Below are 23,289 nucleotides of genomic sequence, written 5' to 3' on the forward strand. Positions count from 1 at the left end.
TGCCGCCGTGCTCATCGGCCCCTGGCCCTCGACAGCCCGGCGGCGGCTTCGACGGGTGCCGCCCGCCGGCGGACCCGGGCCGTCGGCGCGGGCAGGGCCCGCCGGTCGACCTTGCCGTTCGCGGTCGCGGGCAGCTCCGGCAGGGCCACGTACCGCAGGGGCACCATGTGGTCGGGCAGTTGCCGCGCCAGGAACGCGCGCAGCGCGGGCTCGGCCACGGCGTCCGGGTCGGCGTCGCGCTCGGCCACCACGTACGCCACCAGCGTCGCGGCGGCGCCCAGGTCGTCGCGCAGCAGCACGACGCTGTTGGCGACGAGGGGGTGCCGGTTGAGCACCGACTCGATCTCGCCGAGTTCCACCCGCTGCCCGCGGATCTTCACCTGGGTGTCGATGCGCCCGCCGTAGTGCAGGTGCCCGTCCGGCGACCACCAGGCCAGGTCGCCGGTGCGGTACACCCGCTGCGGCCACCCGGCGACCGCCACCTCGACGAACCGCTCGGCGGTCAGGTCCGGTCGCCCGGCGTACCCCCTGGCCAGGCAGTCCCCGCCCAGGACCAGTTCCCCGGGCATGCCCAGCGGGGCCAGCTCGCCGCGCTCGTCGAGGACGTACGCGGCGACGTTCGCGATCGGCCGGCCGATGGGGACGGTGTCCTCGGGCTCGGGGCGGCGGCACGGCCAGGCGGTCACGTCGATGGCGGCCTCGGTGGGCCCGTACAGGTTGTGCACCTCGACCTGCGGCAGCGCCGCGGTGAGCTTGTTGACCAGCTTCGGCGGCAGCGCCTCCCCGCTGCAGATCACCCGGCGCAGACCGGCGCAGCGGGCCAGGCCGGCCTCCTCGACGAAGAGGGCGAGCATGGACGGCACGAAGTGCACGGTGGTCACCGACTCGCGGGCGACGACGTCGACCATCTCCTGCGGGTCGCGGTGGGCCTGTGCCTCGGCGGTGACCAGCGTCGCGCCGGTCATGAACGCCCACAGCAGCTCCCACACCGACACGTCGAAGGTGTACGGGGTCTTCTGCAGCACCACGTCGCCGGGGCCGATGCGGTACGCGTCCCGCATCCACACCAGCCGGTTGGCCAGCGACAGGTGCGTCATCTGCACCCCCTTGGGCGCCCCGGTCGAGCCGGAGGTGAAGATGACGTACGACAGCCCCTCGACGACCTCCTCCGGCGCCCGGTAGCCACGCCAGTCGACGGGCGCGGCGGGCAGGTCGCCGCCGGTCAGCGGTCGTACGGGCACGGACGGCTCGCCGCCGGAGCCCAGCGCGGCCCGCCCCGCGTCGTCGGCGAGCACCAGCGCGGCGTCGGCCGCGCGGAGCATGAGGTCCAGCCGCGGGCGCGGGTGGGACGGGTCCAGCGGCAGGTACGCGCCGCCGGCCAGCAGGACACCGAGCACCGCGACCACCATCTCGGGGCTGCGCTCGGTGCACAGCCCGACCACCGACCCGGTTCCCACGCCCTCGGCGCGTAGCCGCCCGGCCAGCGCCGCCGCCTCGTCCAGCAACTCGCGGTAGCTGCGCTCGCGTCCGTCCCCGCGCAGCGCGGCTGCCTCCGGGGTGCGCTCCGCCTGGCGGCAGATCGTCTCGTGCACGGGCGTGCGCGGCGCGGGGGTGGGCGCCGGGTTGAATCCGAGCAGCGTGCCGCGCTCCACCGGGCCGACCAGCGCGGCCTCCCGCACCGGCCGGTCCGGATGGGCGGTGAGCCAGGCGCGCAGGGTGTCCAGGCGCTCCCGCAGGTACGCCGGCTCCCCTTGCTCGCGGGCGAACCGGACCGGCACCCCGCCGAGGACCGCCGACGCCCCGGCGACATCCGTCCCGGGCGTGGCCAGCAGGACTTCCACGGCACCGCCCGGCGGGGGCGGGTCCGCCGCGCCGGCCGCGACGACGGCATCCGGTCGCAGGCGGCGCGCCTGCTCGCGTACCCCCGTCAGGGTGCTGTCGGGGGACACCCGCACCAGGACGTCGCCGCGCGGGCCGCGCACCGCGACCGAGGTCGCGCCCGACAGGCGGTGGCAGAGCACGGCCGCCACCGCCGCGACCAGATCCAGCTCGTCGCGGCCGGTCACGCCGTCACCAGCCCGGCCAGCGCGCGCGGCGTCGGATCCGCCGACAGCGCGTCGGCGGGGATGCGTACCCCGAACCTGCGCTGCACCTGGCTGATCATGCGGATGAACAGCAGCGACTCGCCGCCGAGGGTGAAGAAGTTCGCGTCCGGCCCGATGTCGGCGCAGCCGAGCATCCTGCCCCACAGCTCCATGATCTCCTTCACCACCTCGTCCTCGCCGGTGGCGGCGGGCTGCGGCGCCGGTTCGGCGACGGCCGCGCCCGGTGGTGGCGGCGCGGCGTCGAGCCAGTGCCGGGTGCGGGCGAACGGGTACGTGGGCAGCGGGACCCGCCGTGCGTCGCTGTCGCCGCGCACCGCGGCCCAGTCGACGGACGCCCCGGCGGTCCACAGCCCGCCGAGCCCGGCGAGTACGTCGCCGGCGTCGGCCCGCTCCGTCGGCCGGGGTTGCAGGGCGAATCCGGGCGTCCGCGACCCGCCCTGCCGGGCCATGCCGGTCAGCGCGGTGCCCGGCCCGACCTCGACCAGGACCGGGTCGGGCAGGCCCAGACCGGTCAGCAGCGCGTCGTGGTAGCGCACCGGGCTGCGCAGCTGCGCGCCCCAGTAGCCCTCGGTGCGCGGCAGCCCCTTGCCCAGCAGCATGCCGTCGACCGTGCTGATCACCGGGACGGTCCGGGGCCGCCGGGCGACGCCGTCGGCCTCGGCGCCGAGCAGCCGCGCCGCGTCGGCCATCATCCGCGAGTGGAAGGCGCGCTGCGCGGGCAGTGCCCGGCAGTGCACCCCCGCCGCGTCGAGGCGTTCCCGCAACGCGGCGAGTGGCGCCACCGGCCCGGCCACCACCGTGAACTCGGGGGCGTTGCGGGCGGCGACGTCGAGGTCGTCCAGCCCCGCGAGGTGCTCCTGGAGGGCCGACGGTGGCGCGAGCACGGCCAGCATGGCGCCCTCGGGCGCGTCCTGCATGAGCCTGCCGCGGGTCGCGACCAGGCGCAGCATGTCGTCGGCGGCCAGCTCGCCGGCCAGCGCCGCGGCCGCGAACTCGCCGACGGAGTGACCGATCAGTGCCGCCGGGCGTACGCCCCACGACACCAGCAGCCGGCCGAGCGCGAGCTCGTGCAGCGCCAGCGCGGGCTGGGTGACGTCGGTGCGGTGCACGAGCCCGTGCGGGTCGTCGTCGACCAGCACGTCGCGCAGGTCCAGCCCCAGGAGCGGGGCCAGCAGCGCGGCGCCGCGGTCGAGCTCCGCCCGGAAGGACGGGAAGCGGTCGTAGAGGCCCCGCGACATGGCGGGGAACTCGGCCCCCTGGCCCGGGAACAGGAACAGCACGCTGGGCCGGCGCGCGGCCTCGCGTACGGGCGCCCTGCGCAGCCGGGTCAGCGCCGCCGGGACGTCGCGCGCGGCGACCGCGAGGCGGTGCGTGAAGTGCCTGCGGTACGTCTGCGACGTCAGCGCGACGTCGGCGACGGCCAGGTCGGGGCGCTGACGCAGGTGCTCGCTCCACTGCTCGGCGGCCGCGTGGACCGCCTCCGGGTCGCGCCCGGACAGCACGATCAGCTCGGTGCGACCGTCGGCCGCCCCGGGACCGGACCCGGCCGGGCCGTCGGCCTCCTCCAGCACCACGTGGGCGTTGGTGCCGCCCAGACCGAAGGAGCTGACCGCCGCCCGGCGCGGCCCGTCGGCGTCCCACGGGCGGGCCACGGTGTCCACCGTGAACGGGGTCGACCCGTCGAGCAGCTCGGGGCGGGCCTGCTTGAGGCCGGCCAGCGGCGGGATCTGCCGGAAGTGCAGGGCCAGCGCGGCCTTGATGAGCCCGGAGACGCCGGCGGCCGCGTCGAGGTGGCCGACGTTGGCCTTGACCGAGCCGATGGAGCACGCCCGCGCGCCCCGGCGGAACACCTCGCCCAGCGCCGCCAGCTCGATCGCGTCGCCCACCTCCGTGGCGGTGCCGTGCGCCTCCAGGTAGCCGACGGTGGCGGGATCGACGCCGGCGGCGGCGTACGCGCGGGTCAGCACGTCGATCTGTCCGGCGACGCCGGGCGCGGTGTAGCCGACCTTCATGCCGCCGTCGTTGTTCACGGCCGACCCCTTGATCAGCGCGTAGACGGTGTCCCCGTCGCGGCGGGCGTCCTCGGCCCGTTTGAGCGCCACCATGGCGACGCCGTTGCCGGGGACGGTCCCGGCGGCCGAGGCGTCGAAGGGTCGGCAGGCGCCGTCCGGCGACATGATGCCCTTCGTCTCGTAGAGGTAGCCGGCCTGTTGCGGCACCGCCACGCAGGCCCCGCCGGCGAGCGCGACGTCCGAGTCGCCCGTACGCAGGCTCTGGCAGGCCAGGTGCACCGCCACCAGCGACGTCGAGCAGGCGGTCTGCACGGTCACGGCGGGACCGCCCAGGTCCAGCCGGTACGCGACCTTCGCGGCGAGGTGGTCCTTCTCGTTGCCCAGCACCACCGAGAGCAGTCCCTGGGTGTCGACGAGGCCGGGGTGCGGGTACACGTGGTGCAGCGCGTAGTAGTTGAACCCGGCCCCGGCGAACACGCCGACCCGGCCGAAGGGTCGCCCGGTGGCCGAGCCGGCGGACTCCAGGGCGGCCCACGCCGTCTGCATCAGCAGCCGGTGCTGCGGGTCCATGGTCTCGGCCTCGCGCGGCGTGATGCCGAAGAAGGCGGCGTCGAACAGGTCCGGGTCGGCCAGCACGCCGCGCGCCGGCACGTACGCCGGGTCGTCGAGCCGCTGCGCGGGCACGCCCGCCGCCAGCAGCTCCCCGCGCGTCAGCTCACTGATCGTGATCTTCCCGGCGACCACGTTGGACCAGTACTCCCAGACGTCGGCGGCACCGGGGAACCGGCCCGCCAGGCCTACGATCGCGATGTCGCCGTTCATGAGGATGCGCCTGCTCCTTCGGTCTGTGCGTGCAGATGCCGGGCCAGCGTCTGAACGGTGGGGAAGCGGTAGAGGTCGGTCAGCGGGATGACCCGGCCGGCCAGCCGCTGCTGGAGCAGCCGGCGCACGATCGCCAGCCGCAGCGACTCGCCGCCGACGTCGAAGAACGCCTCGTCGACGTCGAAGTCGTCGGTGCCCAGCGCCTCCACCCAGGCGCCCGTCACCAGCTCCTCGAACTCGGCCAGCGACGCCGAGCGCGCGGCGGGCGCCGGTTGCGCCGCCGCGCCGGTGCCCGTCGCGGCGTCGGGCGGCGGCGCCCCGGCCAGCGCGGCCAGGGCCCGCAGGTCGACCTTGCCGTTGCGGTCGAGCGGGAACTCGGCCACGGTCACCCACTGCTGCGGCCGGGCGTAGGGGGCCAGCTCGGCCTCCACGGCGCGGCGCACGGCGTCGGCGTCCAGGCCGTCGGGCGCGGGCTTGAGGGCGGCGCAGAGGCGTACGCCCGTGACCGGGTCGCCGGTGGTGAACACCACCGCGTCGCGCACCCCGGGTCGCGCCCGCAGCCTGCGCTCGACGTCGACCAGCTCGACCCGGTGCCCGGCGATCTTCACCTGGCGGTCGTTGCGGCCCAGGAAGCGCAGCTGCCCGTCCGCGCCCCAGCGCACCAGGTCCCCGGTGCGGTACAGGCGCACCGGCGGATCCCCGTGCCGCACGAACGACGCGTCGGTGCGGGCGGAATCGTCGAGGTAGCCGTCGGCGAGGCCGGTGCCCGCCGTGCGCAGCTCGCCGATCGCGCCCGGCGGGACGGGGCGCCCCGCCGGGTCGACCACGTGCAGGTCGGTGCCGCGAACCGGCGCGCCGATCGGCAGCGGGTCGGGCGTCGCGTCGGCGTGCTCGACGGACCAGGTCGTGGTGAACGTGGTGTTCTCGGTGGGGCCGTAGCCGTTGGTGACGCGTAGCCCCGGGCAGGCCCGCAGCACCCGGCGTACGTGCGCCGGGGAGACCACGCCGCCGCCGGTGAACACCTGCCGCAGCCCGGCGAACGCGTCCGGACGGTGGTCGGCGACCAGGTGGAACACGCCGGAGGTCAGCCAGGCGTGCGTGACGTCGGTGGTGTGCAGGAACTCGGCCAGGCCGCTGGGCGTCGGCTCCCCGGGCGGGAACACCACCACCGTGTCGCCGTTGGCCAGCGACACCAGCAGCTCCAGTGTGGACGCGTCGAACGCCAATGGCGACAGTCGCAGCATCCGCATGCCCGCCCGGTCGGCGAACAGCCCCGGGTCGTCGGCCAGCCGCAGCACCGCCCGGTGCGGGACGACCACGCCCTTGGGCACCCCGGTCGAGCCCGAGGTGAAGGAGACGTACGAGGTGCGCGCCGGGTCGGTCGGGGCCGCGCCGAGCGGGTCGTCGTCGCCTTCCGCGCCCCCGGGCCGCGCCACGCGGTCCGCGCCGGCCGGGGCGCCCGGGCGGTCCAGGTCGGCCAGGGCGCAGTCGGGGACGGTCGCGTACTCCGGGCCGGCCGGGGCCGCGCCGAGGCGGGCGCGCGGCGCGACGGTCGCGGCCAGGTGCGCCCGCCACTCGCCGGTGGCGTGCTGGTCGACCGCGACGTAGTGCGCGCCCAGCCGCAGCACGCCCAGCACCGCCACGGCCTCGGCGGCCGAGCGCGGCAACTCCAGGAGCACCGCGTCGCCGGCCCGTACCCCGCTGGAGTGCAGCAGCCGCGCCTGCGCGACGGCGCCGTCGTGCAGTTCGCGGTAGGTCAACGTGCGCCCGGCGTGCGCGTCGACCAGCGCGATCCGTTCGCCCGCGGATCGCGCGTGCGCCGCGAAGCGGCTCCACACGTCGTCGGCCGTGTCGTGCGACCCGCCCGTGCCCAGCGCCCGCAGCCGCGCGCGCTGCCCCGCCGACAGGGTGGTGACGTCGCGCAGGGCGGCGCCCGGCCCGGCGGCCAGCTCCCGCAGCGCCGCCTGGAACGACTCGGCCAGCTCGCCGGCGTCGGCGGCGGTGAGCGCCGACGTCGCGTACTCCAGGGCGAACCGGGGACGGTCCGACCACGACTGGAGGTAGAGCAGCGCGTCGAACACCGCGCCGTGGCAGTGGCCCTCGTGCACCCGCCAGGCGCGGCCCCCCGCGACCAGCTCGTCGGGCACCAGCTCGTGGTGGGCGGCGAAGCCGAGCTGCGCCAGCGGGTTGCGGCCCGGGTCGGTGGCGACGTCGAGCCCGGAGACGACCCGCTCGAACGGCACGTCGGCGTCGGCCGCCGCCTCGGCCAGCGACGCGGCCACGGCGCGTACGTAGTCCTGCGCGTCGACGTCGTCGCCCGCCGCGCAGCGCACCGGGACGACGCGGGTGCACAGGCCTACGATGCCGGCCATGCCCGCCTCGAACCGGCCCGCCGCCGGCACCCCGAGCACCAGGTCGGTCAGGCCCGCGTGGCGGGACGCGGCCAGCGCCCACGCCGCCATGGCCACCGACGTCACGGTCACCCGACAGTGCCGGGCCAGCGCGGTCGCGGCCCGCGTCGTCGCCGCGTCGAGGTGGAAGCGCAGGCGCGCGCCGTGGCCGTCGGCCTCGACGACCGGGGGCAGGTCCGTGGGGAGCGTGACCGTCCACGGCGCGCCGTCCAGCCGGGCCGCGACCCGCGCCAGCGCGCCGTCCAGCGCCCCGGACGCCTCCTGCGCGGCCAGCCGCGAGCAGACCCAGTCCGGCGACGGCGTGGGGCCGGTCGGGCCGGCGGCGGCGTAGAACTCGGCGAACTCGCGCCAGAGCACCCCGATGCTCCAGCCGTCGGCGACCGTGTGGTGCACCAGCAGGGTGAGCAGGTCGCGCCGCCCGGCGCGGGTCAGCACGAAGACGACCGGCGGCTGTGCGAAGGGGCGCAGCAGCCGCGCGGCCGAGCGGCCGTACAGGTCGTGCACGGCGCGTACCGGGTCGTCGTCGGGCAGCGTCTGGTGCAGCAGCCGCGGCTCGTACGGCGCGGGCAGCACGATCCGCGCCTGACGCGGGTCGCGCACGAAGAGCGTACGCAGCGCCTCGTGGCGGGTCGTCAGCTCCCGCAGCGCCGTCCGGGTGCGGGCTTCGTCGAGCGGCCCGTCCGCCTCCAGCGTGAACATCAGGTGGTACGGCGCGTCGCGCTCGAGCAGGTGCGCGGCGAGCATGGCGCGCTGGCCGGGCAGCAGTTCCAGCTCGGCCGGCCGGCGCGCGGCCACCGGCGGGGCGGTGTCCACGTGCGCCACCGCGCCGGCCAGCGCCCGCGCCAGCGGCAGCACCGACAGCAACCGGGCGCTGTCCACGTGCGCCCCCAGCTCGCGCTGGCCGAGCGAGACCAGCGCGATGGCCTGGAGCGAGGTGCCGCCCAGCCCGACGAACGATTCGGTGGCCGCCGCGTCGCGCAGCCGCTCGGGCGCGAGACCGAGCACCCGCGCGGCGAGCGGCGTCCAGGCGGAGAGATCCGGGGCGGCCATCACACGGTCTCCGCCACCGGCTTGTCCAGCGGCACCTGGCCCGCGACGTCCCGCAGGTCGGCGAAGCGGGGGTTCTCCAGCACGTGGCCGAACATCACCGCGAGGTTGAGTTCCTGGCGGATCAGGGTGCTCAGCCGCAGCGCGCTGAGCGAGTGGCCGCCGAGGTCGAAGAAGTCGTCGTCGTCGTCGACCGTGTCGACGCCGAGCACCTCCATCCAGAGCTGCTCGAACTCGCCCACCCAGGTCCGGTCGTGTACGTCGCGCATCAGTGCTGCCTCTCTGAGTCCAGTCGGGTCGCGGGGGCGTCCAGGTAGTGCCGGGTGGCCGCGAAGGGGTAGGTGGGGGCAGGCAGCCGGCGGCGGCCCGCGTCGTGCACGGGGTCCCAGGCGCCGGCGAGGCCCCGCTGCCACAGCGCGCCGACGATCGCCAGCAGCCGGGCGTGCCGGTCGGTGGGCAGCGCGGGCGCGTCCGGGTCCAGGTGCGCGGTGACGCTCGTACCGACCTCGATCCAGAGCGCCCCGTCGAGCTGCGGCGGCGCCGTCGGCGCGAGCGGCTCGGCCGCCCGCGCCCGCCAGTACGCGAGCGCGTCCGGCCCGTTCGGTGGCTGCCCGCCCGGCACGTGCACGGGCAGGTCGGCCGGGCCGAGCCGGAGGCCGTCGACGTCCGCGCCGCACACCAGCGCCAGCGCGTCCGCGACGGACATGACCCCGGCCACGACCGCGCACGCCACGGCGCCGAGGCCGGCGCCGGCCAGGGCACGTGGGGCCACGCCCCGGCTGCGCAGCGACCGCGCCAGGCCGACGCAGGCCAGCAGCCGGGTGCACCGCTGTCGTACGGCCTCGTCGAGGTCCCGGTCGCGCAGCAGCGCCACGCCCTCGTCGACGACCCGGCGGTACACCGGGTCGGCGTCGTAGTTGGGCCGGTTCCCGGTCAGCTCGCCGGCGCCGGTGAGGTGCAGCGCCACCCCGCGCGCCCGCGCCCTCGCGTCGACCTGCCGGGGCACGGCCGGCGCGCCGTACGACCCGGTCAGGAACGCGGCCCGCCACGGCAGCTGTGCCCGGCCGGTGCGCAGCGTGTACGCCAAATCGGCCAGCTCGCCGGGCGCGCTCTCCGCCACGCAGGCGACGGTGCGGTCCAGGCTGTCCTGCGCCACGGCGGCGGTCTTGGCGGAGACCAGGACCAGCTCGGTGACGTGGCGGCGCGACCGGGGCCGGGCGGGCGGGGCCTCCTCCAGCACGACGTGGGCGTTGGTGCCGCCGATGCCGAAGGCGCTCACCCCGGCCCGGCGTACGCCGTCGATCGGCGCCCAGGGCCGGGCCGTCGCCGGCAGCTCGAACACGGAGCCGTCCAGCCGAACCGCGGGGTTGGGCGTGGCGAGGTGGGCGATCGGCGGGACCACGCGGTGCTTCAGCGCCAGCACCGTCTTGATCAGGCCGATCACTCCGGCGGCGGTGTCCAGGTGCCCGACGACCGACTTGGCCGCGCCGAGCGCGCAGGGCGCCCGGTCGGGCCGGTCGCTGTCGAAGACCTGCCGCAGCGCCGCCACCTCGATCGGGTCGCCGAGCGCGGTGCCGGTGCCGTGGGTCTCGACCAGGCCGACGCTGTCCGGGTCGACGCCCGCGACGCCGATCGCCGCGGAGATCACGTCGGCCTGGCCGGTGGGGCCGGGCGCGGTGAAGCCCGCCTTGCGGGCACCGTCGTTGTTGACCGCCGAGCCGCGGATCACGGCGTACACGGTGTCGCCGTCGCGCAGCGCGTCGTCGAGCCGCTTGAGCACCACCACGCCCGCGCCGTCGCCGGGCACGGTGCCGTCGGCCGCCGCGTCGAACGTCCGGCACCGGCCGTCGGCGGAGAAGATCCCGCCGGGCTCGTGCAGGTGCCCGCGCCGCGTCGGCGGGGCCACCGTGGCGCCCCCGGCCAGCGCCATGTCGGCGTCGTACGTCAGCAGCGCCTGCACGGCCTGGTGCACGGCGACCAGCGACGTCGAGCAGGCGGTCTGCACCGTCAGCGCCGGGCCCTGCAGGTTCAGCTTGTACGCGATGCGGGTGCCCGCGAAGTCCTTGTCGCTGCCGATGATCAGCCCCAGGCCGCCGGCCGCCTCGACCGCGCGCTCGTCGGGCCACACGTTGTCGAGCAGGTAGACGTTCAGGCCGGTGCCGACGTACACCCCGATCCGGTTGCCGTCGGTGGCGACCGGCGGGTGCCCGGCGTGCTCCAACGCGGCCCAGGCGCACTCCAGCAGGATCCGCTGCTGCGGGTCCATCAGCGCGGCGTCCGACGGCGAGTAGCTGAACAGCCGGTGGTCGAAGCGGTCCGCGTCGTGCAGTACCGCCCGGGCGGGCACGAAGTCGGGCCGCTCCACCATGTCCTTGGGCACGCCCCAGCCGAGGAGCTGCTCGGGGGTGAAGAAGGTGACCGCGTCGATGCCGTTCACCACGTGGTGCCAGAAGAGGTCCAGGTCGCGTCCGGCGCCGGGGACCCGCACGGCCATGCCGACCACGGCCACCGCGCCGTCGTGCGGCTCAGCCACGGCGACCTCCCGTGGTCCGGCGCCGCTCCGCCAGCAGGGCCCGTCCCCGGTGACGCTGCGCCACCCGCGCGTCGGCGACCACCGGTGCCGCCCGTTGCAGGTGGGCGGCGCAGCCGGCGACGGTGCCGGCGCGGAACAGGTCCGTCACGGATACCTCCAGTCCCTCGTCGGAGAGCCGTTGCTGGAGTGCGATCAGCGCGAAGCTGTGCCCGCCCAGGTCGAAGAAGTTGTCGTGCAGCCCGACGTCGGCCCGGTCGAGCACCTCGCTCCAGCAGGCCCGGATGCGCTCCTCCAACCCGGTGCCGGCGGTGTGCCCGCGCGGTGCGGCGGGCACGGTGGTGCTGCGGGCGGCCCGGCTGTCGGCCAGCAGGCGGGCGGTGTCCACCTTGCCGTGCGCGGTGAGCGGGACCGCCGCGACCGACAGGATGCGCGACGGCACCATGTACGCCGGCAGCGTCGCCCGGACGTGGGCGCGCAGCTCGCGTTCGGCGTCGGGGCCGAGGTCGCCGACGACGAAGGCGGCCAGCTCGTCGTTCTCCGCCGCGACGGCGCACGAGCGCACCGCCGGGTGGGTCAGGAACGCGCTCTCGACCTCGGCCAGCTCGACACGGTAGCCGCGCAGCTGCACCTGGGTGTCGTTGCGGCCGAGGTACACCAGGTTCCCGTCGAGGCCCCACCTGACGACGTCGCCGGTCCGGTACATCACGCCCCCGCCGTACGGGTCGGGCAGGAAGCGCGCCTCGGTCAGCTCCGGGTTGCCCACGTAGCCGTGCGCCACGAGCACACCGCCGCAGTACAGCTCGCCGGGCACGTTGCGGCCGGTCGGCCGCAGGTCGTCGTCGAGGACGTAGCAGCGCCCCGACGGCAGCGGCACACCGATGGTGCCCTCCCTGACCCGGGCCAGCTCCGCGGTGGGCGCCTCGAAGATCGTGACGTGGATGGTGCCCTCGGTGATGCCGTACATGTTGACGAAGACCGCGCGCAGCCCCGTCGCGCCGGCGACCAGCGACGCGACCCGCGACCAGCTCAGCGCCTCGCCGCCGAGGACGACGTAGCGGATGGGGGAGACCTCGTCGGCGTCCAGCAGCCGCAGGTACGGCGGCAACAGCCGGTAGAGCGCGCCGGGGGTCTGGAACAGCACGGTGACGCCCTCGCGGCGCACCAGCGCGGCCAGCCGCTCGCGGTCCACCAGGTCGGCCTGGTCGGCGACGACCAGTCGCCCGCCGGTGCTCAACGCGCCCCACATCTCCCACACCGAGGCGTCGAACGAGAACGAGCTGGCGGCCAGCCACACGTCGTCGGCGGTGACATCGAGGCCGGCGGGGGTCGGGTCGTTCAGCGCGTCCAGGCCGCCGTGCCCGACCATGACGCCCTTGGGCACCCCGGTGGAGCCGGAGGTGTAGATGACGTACGCCTGTTCGCCGGGCCCGGGGAGCGTCGGCGCGACCACGGACACCCCGTCGAGGGTGTGCGCGTCGGCCAGCCGGATGGCGCGGCCCCGTGCCAGCGCCCCGGCGGTGTCGGCGGTGGCGGCCTCCACCAGCATGACCGGCAGGTCGGCGTTGGCCGTGATCAGTTCGAGGCGCTGTCGCGGGTACTCGGGATCCAGCGGAACGTAGACGCCGCCGAGCTTCCACACGCCCAGGATCGCCGCGACGATCGCGGGGGAGCGGCGCAGCAGCAGCCCGACGTGGTCGCCGCGGCCCACCCCCCGGTCGGCCAGCCCGGCCGCGATCCGCCCGGCCCACCGGTCCAGCTCGGCGTAGGTGACCTCCACGTCCCGATGGCGTACGGCCACCGCGTCGGGGGTGCGCGCCACGTGCTCGGCGAAGCGGCGCAGCACCGACGGGTGCTCGGCCGGCCGCCGCGTGACCGGCGGGTTCATCCCCTCGGTCAGCAGCAGCCGCTCCGCCTCGTCCACCATGCTCGGCTCGGCGTCCGGCCCGTCGACGACCGACCGCAGGAAGGTCAGGTAGTGCGCGAGCAGCGTCGCGACGGTCTCCGGGGTGAACAGCTCGGTGCTGTACTCGGCCCGCAGGAACGGCGTGGCGGTGGAGACGTCGAGGGTCAGGCCCAGGTCGAACTTGGTCACGTCGACCTCGACGTCGACCTCGGTGAGCGTCACCCCGTCGAACTCGGGGAACGCGAAGGGGAAGTTCTGCACCGTCAGGGAGGTCTGGAACAGGGGCGCGTGGCTGAGCTGTCGTTCGCCGACGGTGGCCGCCACGATCTGCTCGAACGGCACGTCCTGGTTGGCGAACGCGGCCATGCTGGCCCGGCGGGCCCGCTCGACCAGCTCGGCGAAGCCGGGCCGGCCGGACAGGTCGAGCCGGATCGGCAGCGTGTTGACGAGGCAGCCGACGACGCGCTCCTCGGCCTCGTCCATCCGGTTGGCCACCGGCACCCCGATGACCACCTCGTCCTGGCGGGCGTAGCGCGACAGCACCGAGGCGTACGCGGCGAGCGTCACCGTGAACAGCGTCGTGCCCCGCGAGCGGGCCCACGCGGTCAGGCGCTCGACCAGCCGTGGCTCGACGGGGCGGCGCAGCACCGCGCCGTCGGCGCGGAGCACGCTCGGCCGGGGAAAGTCGGTGGGCAGCGCGAGCTGCGGGACGTCGCCAAGCTCGGCGCGCCAGAAGTCCAGCCCGGAGCTGTCACGCTCGAAGCAGTCGCGTTGGCGCTGCGCGTACGCCAGGTACGACTGCGCCGGTTCGGCGTACGCGGCGGGCGTCCCCGACAGCGCCGCGTGGTACTCGGCCGCGAGGTCGCGCAGCAGCAGCCCCACCGACCAGCCGTCGCAGGCGATGTGGTGCACCAGCACCGCGAGGGTGTGCTCGTGCGGGCCCCAGGAACGCAGGAAGGCGCGCAGCACCGGGCCGTCGCCGAGGTCGAACGGGCGTCGGGCCTGCTCGGCCACCAGGGTGTGCAGGAAGGCCTCCTGGATCTCCCGGTCGGCCCACGCGCCCGTCTGCACCTCGACGTGCGCGTGCGGGGTGGGCGACACCCGCTGGGTGAGTACGCCGTCGACCAGCGCGAATGTGGTGCGCAGCGCGTCGTGCCGGGCGACCACGCGGGTCAGCGCCGCGCGCAGCGCCTCGGGCCGCAACGCCCCGTGCAGGTGGACGGCGAACGCCACCACGTACGCCGGGTTGCCGGGCTGGAGCTGGTTGAGGAAATAGAGGCGTTCCTGAGCGAAGGAAGCACGACCGGTACGAACCATGGCTCGATGGTGGTCTGTGCGACGTCCCGCCCGGCAGAGCGAGCTTCCCCGCCTGAGCAGGGAAAACCTCCCGGTCGGGTGCCGGACACCCCACCCCCACCCCGGGACGCGGCGCGGCCCCCGGTCCGACGGGGTCAGCCGTCGGACCGGGGGCCGGTCGGGGTGTGTCGGGGCGGCCGCGCGGGACCACCCGGTCGGGGAGTGCCTAGTACTCGCCGCGCCCGAAGGCGGCCAGCTCCGCGGAGTGTCCCGGGTTGCTGACGTACGTCGCGCCGATCGGGGCGGTGACCCGGCACCACGCGTCGAGCCGTGCCACGTCGATGCCGGCCGCCGCGGCCAGCTCGTCGCGCCGGCGCAGCATCTCCGCGCGGTCCAGGCCCTCCAGCACGTAGTCGACCGCGTCGAAGCACGGGTCGCCGGCGCAGGCCATCGGGTCGATGGCGACCAGGCCCTTCGCGCCGCCGGCGAGCACGTTGCCCAGGTGCAGGTCGCCGTGCAGCAGCACGGTGGCGGTGGGTGCGGCGAAGAGGTCGTCGCGCAGCCGCTTCGACCCGGCGAGGTCGGCGCCCCGCCGCGTCGCCGAGTTGAACAGCACGTCGATCCAGTCCTCCAGCCGGCGCGGGGCGGCGGCCGGGTCACCCGCGCCGTGCAGGTCGTTGAGGAACGCGGCGTACTCCTGCGGCGACGGCGGTCGCGGCATCTTCTCCACCAGCGTGCCCGGGTGGATCGACTCGAGCAGCACCGCGCCCTTCTCCGCCGCCAGCACCGCCGGCACCCGCCCGCTGGGCGCGAACTGGCGCAGCATGTCGACCTCCTCGCGTACGGCGTAGCTGTCGGGCGACAGCTTCAGCACCGCCTCGCCCCGCGGGTGCCGGCACCGGAACACCACCGAGGAGTTGCCGGACTTGACCGGCTCGCCGAGGTCGAGCTCCCATCGCGCGACGAGCTCGTCGAGGCGTCGGGTCAGCGTGCCGACCCAGCGGTGCGCCGCCCTGCCGAACCGCGGCTCCAGCCGCTTCGCGACGGCTTCCAGATCCAGGGTCATCCCGCTCACCTCTCCGTCGATCTCGCGCCGGCGTACGCGGCGGAGCCGCCCGCCGCCGGCAGGGGGGTGCCGCCGTGCGCCCGGACCGACGGGGCGCCGCCGCCGGGCATCGGGTGGGAGCCCGGCCCGTACGACCCGACGCGCTCCAGCCTGGCCTTGCGGGCGACCTCGATCGCCTCGTGCCGGTCCGACACGTTGAGCTTGCTGAAGATCGTCGAGATGTGGTTGCTGACCGTCTTCGGAGACAGGTTCAGCCGGGTGGCGATCGCCCCGTTACGCATGCCGGACGCGATCAGCTCCAGCACCTGCCGCTCGCGCGTGGTCAGCTCCGGGAAGAGCTGCTGGTTGCGTGGCTCCCGCCCGAGCTGCCTGACGAGCTGGTCGGCCACGCGGGGGCCGAGGATCACCTCGCCCGTCGCCAGGCCCCGGACCGTGCGGACGATCCCGTCGCCCGGGCAGCTCTTGAGCACGTAACCGCGGGCGCCTGCCCGCATGGCCGCGAAGACCGACGCCTCGTCCTCGACGGCGGTGAAGACCAGCACCGCGGTCGACGGTGACATCCTGGCGATCTCCTGCAACGTCACCCCCACCTGGAAGCCCGGCAGTTCGACGTCGAGCACGAGCACGTCGGGGCGCAACGACGCCACCGACCGCATCGCATCCCGCGTGGTGCCCGCCTCGGCCACCACGGTCACCTCAGCCGAGGGCGACAGCAGGGCGTGCAGGCCTCTGCGTACCACCGGCTGGGCGTCGGCCAGCACAACTGTCACGGCGCGACGTTTTGCGCCGTCCGCGACGTCTCCCGGTTCCCGACTCATCGTATGAGCCGGTTCCGGGGTCGAGCCAACGCTGACCATTGCCACACCCCACCCGTCCTAACTGGTTCCGCGACGCCTCCCGGTCCGGAAGGCGTCGCGGAAGCGCCGACCATGATCGGCGTGAACATTCTGACGGGCAATAGAACAACACATGAACTCGGTGCGACGACAGCCATGTCAATCATCTGACGCATTTCCCGCGACCAATTAAATGAAAAGCGTCGAAGGCGATTCTCGGTCTGAATGAGGCAGGCCGCGACAGAACGGGAATGCCGGGACGAGGCGCCCGAAGGCCTGCTCCCGCAGCCACGGAGGGCCGACCCGGCCGCCCCGGCTAGCGCATCGCCCGCCGGGCGTCCACGGGAGACCTTCCCTGGTCAGCCGGGAAGTCGTCCCGTGCGCTGTCCGCCGTACGCCCTGTCCCGCCCGGCGTCTTCGCCCGGAGGATTGACGCGACCGATCCATCACACCAGGATGTGCAAATATGCCGTTGTCTCGACTGCTCGATTATTCGTCGCGTCTGGTGCCGGCCGATCCGCTGCGCAGGAAATTGATCGCGATCCGGCTGGCCGAATCGATCGGCAAGGGAGTCTTCCTCAGCGGCAGCGTCGTCTACTTCACGCTTCGCGTCGGGCTCGACGCCCGACAGGTCGGTCTGGGCCTGTCGGCGGCGGGGCTGTCCGCCTTCATCTCGTCGGTCCTGTTCGGCGTCGTCGCCGACCGGGTGGGCGCGCGCCGGCTGCTCGTCATCCTCTTCGCCGCGCTGGCGGTGGGCTTCGGGCTCTACACCCTCGTGGACGGCGCGACCCACTTCTTCGTCCTGGTGGTCGCCGTCGGCTTCCTCGAGTACGGCACCGGCCCGACCAACGGCGCCCTCGTCGGCAACCTCGTGCCCGCCGAGGAGCGGGTCAAGCTCAAGGCGATGATGCGGTCGGTGTTCAACATCGGGTTCAGCATCGGCATCGGCGTGGCGGCCGTCGCCGCGCTCGACCAGCGGCTGCTCGTGCTGATCCCGCTCAGCACCGCCGCGCTGATGGCCGGCGCCGCGCTGCTGGTCACCCGCCTGCCCGACGTGCCGCCGCGTCCCGTGCCGGTGGGCTTCAAGCGCTTCGCCGCCGTACGCGACCCGCGCTTCCTCGCCGTCATCGGCGTCTCGACGGTGCTCGCCTCGCACGTCACCGTCATCCTGGTCACGATGCCGCTGTGGGCGCTCAACCGCACCTCGCTGCCGCACTTCCTGGTCCCGCTGCTGCTCATCTTCAACACGGTGTTCGTGATCCTGTTCCAGGTGCGGGCCAGCCGTGGCGCGGACACCGTCGAGGGCGCCGGCCGGCTCGCGCGGCGCTCCGGCTACTGGCTGGCGGGCGGCTGCGCCGTCATCGCGGTGAGCGCCCTCGGCGACAACGTCGTACTGGTCTGCGTCGCGATCGTCGCCGCGGTGCTGATCCTGTCGGTGGCCGAGGTCATGCAGGCGGCCTCGGGGTGGGGCCTCGCGTTCGGCCTCGCACCCGAGCACGCGCAGGGCGAGTACCTGGGCGCGTTCGACCTGCACGTGATCACGCAGAACATCGTCGGCCCGGCCGCGCTGTCCGGCCTCGTCATCGCCTTCGGCTTCTGGGGCTGGCTCGGCATCGCACTCGCCGCGCTGGCGGCGTCGGCGCTGATCATCCCGGTCGCGCACCGCAGCCGGGCCACCCTCGTCCCCGAGGCGGCCACCGCGACCGGCTCGTAGCCGCCGCCACGGGCAGGGCGTGCCGCCGCCGGCCGGGTCGTCGGCCGGCGGCGGCACGGGCGGGCGAAACATACTTTCATTGCCGGCAGGTCAACATGTAGACAATCTTCTACGTTCTGTCTATCGTCAGCACCACTTAGCGATGTCCTTCGATTTGAAAGAGGTCGTCAATGGTGCACATGAGACGATGGGCCGGCATCGCCACCGCCCTGCTGGCGACGGAGCTCCTGGTCGCGGGCACCGCCGCGCACGCCGCCCGGCCCACCCCGGATCCGGTCCGCGTGAGCGTCGAGGACGCCGTGGCCGCCAAGCTGCGCGCACAGGTCGACGCCACGGCGGCGGAGCACGCGGACAGCCCCGCGGCGGAGGACGCCGAGAGCTCCGAGACCCGCGTGACCGTCACCCGCAGGAACGGCCAGTGGGCCTTCGGTACCGCCGTCGCCGTCACCACCCACGAGAAGGACGTTCACCCGACCGGCGCGATCTTCATCGCCCGCGCCGAGGCCGGAACGTGGCGGGTGAACTTCGACGGTGAGGCCGGCTTCAGCGAGCTGGCCGCCGAGTCGCCCCTGGTGAACAAGCAGGAGAAGGCGACCTTCACGCGTACGCCGGGCACCATGTACGCGGGCGGCGACTACCGGACCGGGATGGCCCTGCCCTTCGCGGTCGGCCAGACGTGGACGCTGACCAGCGGCCCGCACGGCTGGGGCGGCTACGAGGCGCCGTACAGCTCGATCGACCTGGCCGGCGGCGACCAGGTGGTCCGCGCGGCGCGGGCCGGCACGGCGTACACGATGTGCACGGGCTGGATCCGGGTCATCCACGACCGGGGCTACTCGACCGACTACTACCACCTGTGGAGCAGCATCTCGGTCAACGGCGCCGCCGTCGGCCAGGGCGCCTACCTGGGCTACACCGGCACCGACGTCACCTGTGGTGGCGCGGCGTCCGGCCGGCACGTCCACTTCGGGCTGCGGCAGAACAGCGCGTACGTGCCCATCGCCGGCCACGGCATCGGCAAGTGGGAGTTCGCCAACGGCGCCTCCGCCTACCAGGGTGGCGCGCGGCACGGCTCGACCTGGCGGGGTGCCGGCGGCGCGCTCTACAACTACGGGGCGCTGGGCTTCAACCAGGCGGTGGTCGACGCCAACGGCGGGGGCGCGGTGAACAAGCGGGGTGGTCCCGGCACCGGCTACGCCCTGCAGGGGTCGGTGGGCGACGGCGCGACCGTCACCGTCTCCTGCTCCGCCAACGGCACCACCCACACCGGGCGGTACGGCAGCACCGCGCTGTGGAACCGGCTGAGCGACGGCACCTGGGTGTCCGACGCCTACCTGTGGACCGGGGTGAACGGCCCAATCAACGGCTGGTGCTGACCGCACCCGACCGAAGCCTCCGAACGCAGGGCCCCCGCCACCTCGGCGGGGGCCCTGCACGCATCCGGGGGCCAACCAGCCGCGACCGTCTCGGACGGGGCGCCGGCCGGGTGGATCCGCGCGCGTGAGGGACTGGCGCCAATAGGTTTGTTATGGAAACCTATTGGCATGACTTCAGATGTGGTTCCTGCCGGCGGCGATCCCCGCCGGCTCCTGGCCGACGTACGCGGCCTCTCCCGCCGGGCACGCCTGGCCCGGCGGGTGACGTGGCTGCCGCTGCTGGTGCTGGCCGTGGTGACCTTCGGCGCGATTCCCGCCTCCGGCGGGGGACCCACGATCGTGAGCGACTGCCGGGCGGCCGACGGCGGTGAGGTGTGCAAGGTCTGGGAGCCGGTCGCACAGCTCTACTGGCTGGTCGCGCTGCTGGTGGCGTACGCGGTGATCGCGGGCGGGTATCTGCGGGTCGCCCGGGCCCGGGGAGTCGACGCCCGGGTGCGGCCGTACGTGCTCACGGGTGTCGCGCTCACGGTCGTGCTGTTCGCCGCCGTCGCGGTCGGCGCCGGCGGGTGGATGGTCCCGGACCCGCAGCTTCTCGACCCGCCCACCTTCGTGCAGGTGCTGTTCCGGCTGCTCACCCCGATCGGCGGGATCGGGCTGGCCCTGCTGGTGCTGGCCTGGCTGGAGCGGCATCGCGCCCTGCTGGCGTTCGCCCTCGCGTACCTGGCAGTGGTGCTGGTGCCGATCGACTTCGGGTGGGGAGCCCACTGGGGCGGCCGGTGGCAGTCCGCGCCCATGCTGGTCATCACGGGCGGCCTGCTGCTGTTGGGCAGCGCCGGCTTCGCGCTCGCCCAGCGGCTGCGGCGGCCCCGATGAGCGACCCGGCCGACACCCCGGCGCCGGACGGGTCCGCGCCCGCGCATCCGGTCACCGACCTCGACGACGTGGTGCACCAGCGGGTCCGCCTCGGCATCCTCACCATCGCGCACGAGGCCCGCCGGGTCGAGTTCGGGTTCCTGCGTACCCAGCTCGAGTTGACCGCCGGCAACCTCTCCAAGCACCTGAGCGTGCTGGAGGCGGCCGGCCTGATCGGGGTGGAGAAGGGCTACCAGGGTCGACGCGGCCGCACCTGGATCACCCTCACCCCCGCCGGCCACACCGCCCTGGCCGAGGAGATCGCACGGCTGAAGGCCCTCATCGCACGGGTCGAGAACACCGGCACCCCGCAGGACCGATGACCACCCGACACGGCCCCCGGCCGATCAGGGCAGGATCTGGACGTACCCGTCGGTGGCGTGCAGGCGGATCCGCTGCCCGTCCCGGATCAGCCTGGTCGCGTTCTCCACCCCGACGAGGGCGGGCAGGCCGTACTCGCGGGCGACCACCGCCCCGTGGGTCATGAGGCCGCCCACCTCGGTCACCAGTCCCTCGATCGCGACGAACAGGGGCGACCAGCTCGGGTCGGTGTAGGCGGTGACCAGGATGTCGCCCGGTTCGAGATCGGCCTCGGCCAGGTCCAGGACGACGCGCGCGCGCCCCTCGACGATCCCGCCGGAGACCGGGAGGCCGACCAGCGCGCCGGTCGGCACGTCGTCGCGCCGGTACGCCCCGGTGATGCCCTCACCCTCCGAGGTGAGCACCCGGGGCGGGGTGAGCGTCCGGTACGACCTGAACGCCTCCTTGCGCCGGTGGATGAGCTGGTCGTCCACCACGTTCGTGCGTACGACGTCGTGCAGTTCCTGGAACGTGAGGTAGAAGATGTCCTCCTTCTCCCGGAGCACGTCGGCCCGTACGAGGCGCTCGGCCTCCGCCAGCAGGGCCTGCTTGTAGACGAGGTAACGGCTGACGATGGCGTACTTCGGGTACTCCCGGTAGCCGATGAAGGTGCGGACCCGGTCGATCATCCGCTTGGTCTCTGCCGCCTTCCGCTCCCCGTCCGGCAGGGCGCGCAAGCGCTCCAGGACCTCCCGTTGCTTCTGCTGCGCCCGCCGGCGTCCCTGCTCGAAGCGCCGCTTGCCGGCACCCGGCTCGAGGTTTCTGATGTTGTCGAGGATGACGGGCACGAGCGTGCCGGGGCGCTCGCTCCAGCGTGGCCTCGTGATGTCGATCTCGCCGACGCCGCGCATGCCGTACCTGTCGAGATATGCCTGGATGGCGTCGCGCGCCTCCCGGCCGCCCGGGAGCTCGACCAGCCCATCCAGGAAGTTGTCGTCCCCGGCCTCCCGCAGGAAGGCCACGACCTGCGGATGCGGGCGGATGACGTCGGCGACGTCCAGGAGCGCCAGCCCCATCTCCGACGTGACGTTGTGGGGCGCGGACAAGGTGAGCGTGTCGGCCGCGTTCCGCTCGCCCAGCCACGCCTGCAACCGCTCGTTGAGCCACCAGGTGGCATCCATCCCCGCCATGATCGCCTGCATGCTCAACGGATCACCTAGGGCGCGCCTGTGCTCCTCGAAGGCCGCCAGGAGGAAGTCGAACAGCGCCGGCCCGGACACCGCCCGGATGTCGCGTCGCAGGGTGGCGATGGACGCCTGGCTGCGTTCGATCAGGTCGGTGACGATGGCCGGATCGGTCTCGATCGGGGCGGGCGCGCCGCCCCCCGGCGGTCCGGCCGGGCCCTGGTCGGGCAGCGACGGAAGGAAGTCGCCCCGGTCGACGACGCTCTGCAGCGCGTCCCGGACCAGCGGATCGGATCGTCCCACCATCTCCAGGAAGCCGGCGCGGCCCGCCGGCGAGGCCAGGGCCCGGGTGGCGTCCACGAACAGCCGCCCACCGGCCTCGTGCATCGGCGCCATGGCGGTCAGCTGCCACACGGAGACGCCCAGGGGCTTCATGGGATCGGTCATCATCTGCTGGTGGCCGACGGAGACGTAGACGCGGTTTCCCGCGTCGCCGGCCTCGGGGACGGGGAACAGCGTGGTGATCGGTCGGCTCTGGACGATCTCGAAGTCGTCGTCGACCAGGCACCATTCGATGTCCTGGGGATGGCCGAAGTGGGCCTCGATCCGCCGGCCCAACCGCACCAGCCGCACGACCTGCGCATCCGTCAGCGCCGGCTGCTCCTGCCGCTCGGGGTCGATCGCCCGTTCCCGCGTCCCGCCGGTCGGCAGGGCGTGGACGGCGAGCCGCTTGGCGGCGATCGTCCTGCCGATGATCTCGTCGTCGCGCACCCGGTAGGCGTCCGCGTTCACCAGGCCGGAGACCAGGGCCTCGCCGAGGCCGAAGCTGGCCTCCACGGAGGCGACCCTCCGGTTGGACGTGACGGGGTCGGCCGTGAACAGGACGCCGGCGGCCTGCGGGAAGACCATCTCCTGCACGACAACGGCCATCTGGACCTCGCGGTGGTCGATGCCGTTGCGCTGGCGGTACGTCACGGCCCGCTCCGTGTAGAGCGAGGCCCAGCACCGGCTGACGTGCTGAAGGACCGCGGCCCGCCCCACGACGTTGAGGTAGCTGTCCTGCTGGCCCGCGAAGGAGGCGGTCGGCAGGTCCTCGGCCGTCGCGCTGGAACGCACGGCACAGGCGGTTCGCTCGCCGAGGTCGCGGAGAGCCCCGACGATCGCCGCGGCCACGTCGTCGGGGAGGACGGCCCCTTCGATGCTCCGGCGGATCTCCGCGCTGAGCGTACGGATCGCCTCCCGGTCGTCCGCGTCCAGGCGCGACAGCCGATCGAGCAGCTCGTCTGCCGAGGGCACTTCGGCCATGATCCGCCGGAAGGCGTGCGTCGTCACGCAGAAGCCTGCCGGCACCCGTACGCCGTCGATCCGCGACAACGCCCCCAGGTGCGCGCCCTTGCCGCCCACGACGGCGACCTGCTCCTCGTCGACCTCCCGCAGAGCCGACACGTAATGCGCGGTCATCGCGATACCTCCGGGGCGGCCGTCCCGCGTCGCACGCCACCGGCCGGGCGGCGGATCGCCGACGGCTCCGATCCGGCCGGCCACCGTGCCCATTCGGGCGACGGGCATCTCCGCGATTCCGCGCCGGCCGGCCGTGCCCGCATCCCCGATGCCACCAGCGATTCGACGCCACCGCGATTTCCGTCAGTCGGCACCAACACCTGCACGTCGTGCCCCATTTCTTCGGTTGATCCGGGTCCGGCCGACGATTCTGCGGCAAGACCCGGGTCTTGCCGCAAGCCCCCGGGTGCGATATACGTTTAAGTGGGATC

13 protein-coding genes are annotated in these 23,289 nt (G+C 74.4%); 4 read left to right on the plus strand and 9 right to left on the minus strand.

Annotated features, from left to right (window positions below):
* Positions 1-11: 11 nt before the first annotated feature.
* From ACTMS2_RS23625 to ACTMS2_RS23660, 8 genes are all read right to left on the minus strand, one after another.
* Complete coding sequence (locus ACTMS2_RS23625) at positions 12-2,066, minus strand: amino acid adenylation domain-containing protein (RefSeq protein WP_441177338.1); 2,055 nt, start codon at positions 2,064-2,066, stop codon at positions 12-14.
* Positions 2,063-4,939 carry a type I polyketide synthase gene (locus ACTMS2_RS23630; protein WP_441177339.1) on the minus strand — a complete coding sequence of 959 codons (2,877 nt, stop codon included), beginning with the start codon at positions 4,937-4,939 and terminating at the stop codon, positions 2,063-2,065. The genes ACTMS2_RS23625 and ACTMS2_RS23630 overlap by 4 nt, the downstream gene beginning before the upstream one ends.
* Positions 4,936-8,400: a non-ribosomal peptide synthetase gene (locus tag ACTMS2_RS23635; RefSeq protein WP_441177340.1), complete on the minus strand. Its 3,465-nt coding sequence runs from the start codon at positions 8,398-8,400 to the stop codon at positions 4,936-4,938. The genes ACTMS2_RS23630 and ACTMS2_RS23635 overlap by 4 nt, the downstream gene beginning before the upstream one ends.
* On the minus strand, positions 8,400-8,666 hold the full coding sequence (locus ACTMS2_RS23640) for a phosphopantetheine-binding protein (protein WP_089000111.1): 267 nt from the start codon (positions 8,664-8,666) through the stop codon (positions 8,400-8,402). Before ACTMS2_RS23640 ends, ACTMS2_RS23635 begins: the two co-directional genes overlap by 1 nt.
* Positions 8,666-10,930: a beta-ketoacyl synthase N-terminal-like domain-containing protein gene (locus ACTMS2_RS23645; protein WP_441177341.1), complete on the minus strand. Its 2,265-nt coding sequence runs from the start codon at positions 10,928-10,930 to the stop codon at positions 8,666-8,668. The genes ACTMS2_RS23640 and ACTMS2_RS23645 overlap by 1 nt, the downstream gene beginning before the upstream one ends.
* Positions 10,923-14,150: a non-ribosomal peptide synthetase gene (locus tag ACTMS2_RS23650; RefSeq protein WP_441177342.1), complete on the minus strand. Its 3,228-nt coding sequence runs from the start codon at positions 14,148-14,150 to the stop codon at positions 10,923-10,925. The genes ACTMS2_RS23645 and ACTMS2_RS23650 overlap by 8 nt, the downstream gene beginning before the upstream one ends.
* A 205-nt stretch (positions 14,151-14,355) precedes the next feature.
* Positions 14,356-15,195, minus strand: a complete 840-nt coding sequence (locus ACTMS2_RS23655; RefSeq protein ID WP_441177343.1) for an aminoglycoside phosphotransferase family protein — start codon at positions 15,193-15,195, stop codon at positions 14,356-14,358.
* A gap of 5 nt (positions 15,196-15,200) precedes the next feature.
* Entirely contained in the window at positions 15,201-15,965 is a 765-nt protein-coding gene (locus tag ACTMS2_RS23660; protein WP_441177344.1) for a LuxR C-terminal-related transcriptional regulator, read from the minus strand.
* A 532-nt stretch (positions 15,966-16,497) separates the two neighbouring features.
* Between ACTMS2_RS23660 and ACTMS2_RS23665 the strand changes: the two genes are divergently transcribed.
* The 4 genes from ACTMS2_RS23665 to ACTMS2_RS23680 all read left to right on the plus strand — a co-directional run bounded on the left by ACTMS2_RS23665 (position 16,498) and on the right by ACTMS2_RS23680 (position 20,356).
* Positions 16,498-17,745 carry an MFS transporter gene (locus ACTMS2_RS23665; protein WP_441177345.1) on the plus strand — a complete coding sequence of 416 codons (1,248 nt, stop codon included), beginning with the start codon at positions 16,498-16,500 and terminating at the stop codon, positions 17,743-17,745.
* A gap of 179 nt (positions 17,746-17,924) precedes the next feature.
* Complete coding sequence (locus tag ACTMS2_RS23670; RefSeq protein ID WP_441177346.1) at positions 17,925-19,121, plus strand: peptidoglycan DD-metalloendopeptidase family protein; 1,197 nt, start codon at positions 17,925-17,927, stop codon at positions 19,119-19,121.
* A 168-nt stretch (positions 19,122-19,289) separates the two neighbouring features.
* Complete coding sequence (locus ACTMS2_RS23675; RefSeq protein ID WP_441177347.1) at positions 19,290-19,994, plus strand: hypothetical protein; 705 nt, start codon at positions 19,290-19,292, stop codon at positions 19,992-19,994.
* Positions 19,991-20,356: a winged helix-turn-helix domain-containing protein gene (locus ACTMS2_RS23680; RefSeq protein ID WP_441177348.1), complete on the plus strand. Its 366-nt coding sequence runs from the start codon at positions 19,991-19,993 to the stop codon at positions 20,354-20,356. Before ACTMS2_RS23675 ends, ACTMS2_RS23680 begins: the two co-directional genes overlap by 4 nt.
* Positions 20,357-20,380: 24 nt before the next feature.
* Here ACTMS2_RS23680 and rph read toward each other — a convergent pair whose 3' ends face one another.
* A complete protein-coding gene (gene rph, locus ACTMS2_RS23685; RefSeq protein ID WP_441177349.1) occupies positions 20,381-22,978 on the minus strand; it encodes a rifamycin-inactivating phosphotransferase in 2,598 nt (865 codons plus the stop codon).
* Positions 22,979-23,289 lie beyond the last annotated feature (311 nt).

It is taken from the genome of Micromonospora sp. SD12 (assembly GCF_052068495.1).
GTDB classification, from domain to species: domain Bacteria; phylum Actinomycetota; class Actinomycetes; order Mycobacteriales; family Micromonosporaceae; genus Micromonospora; species Micromonospora echinofusca.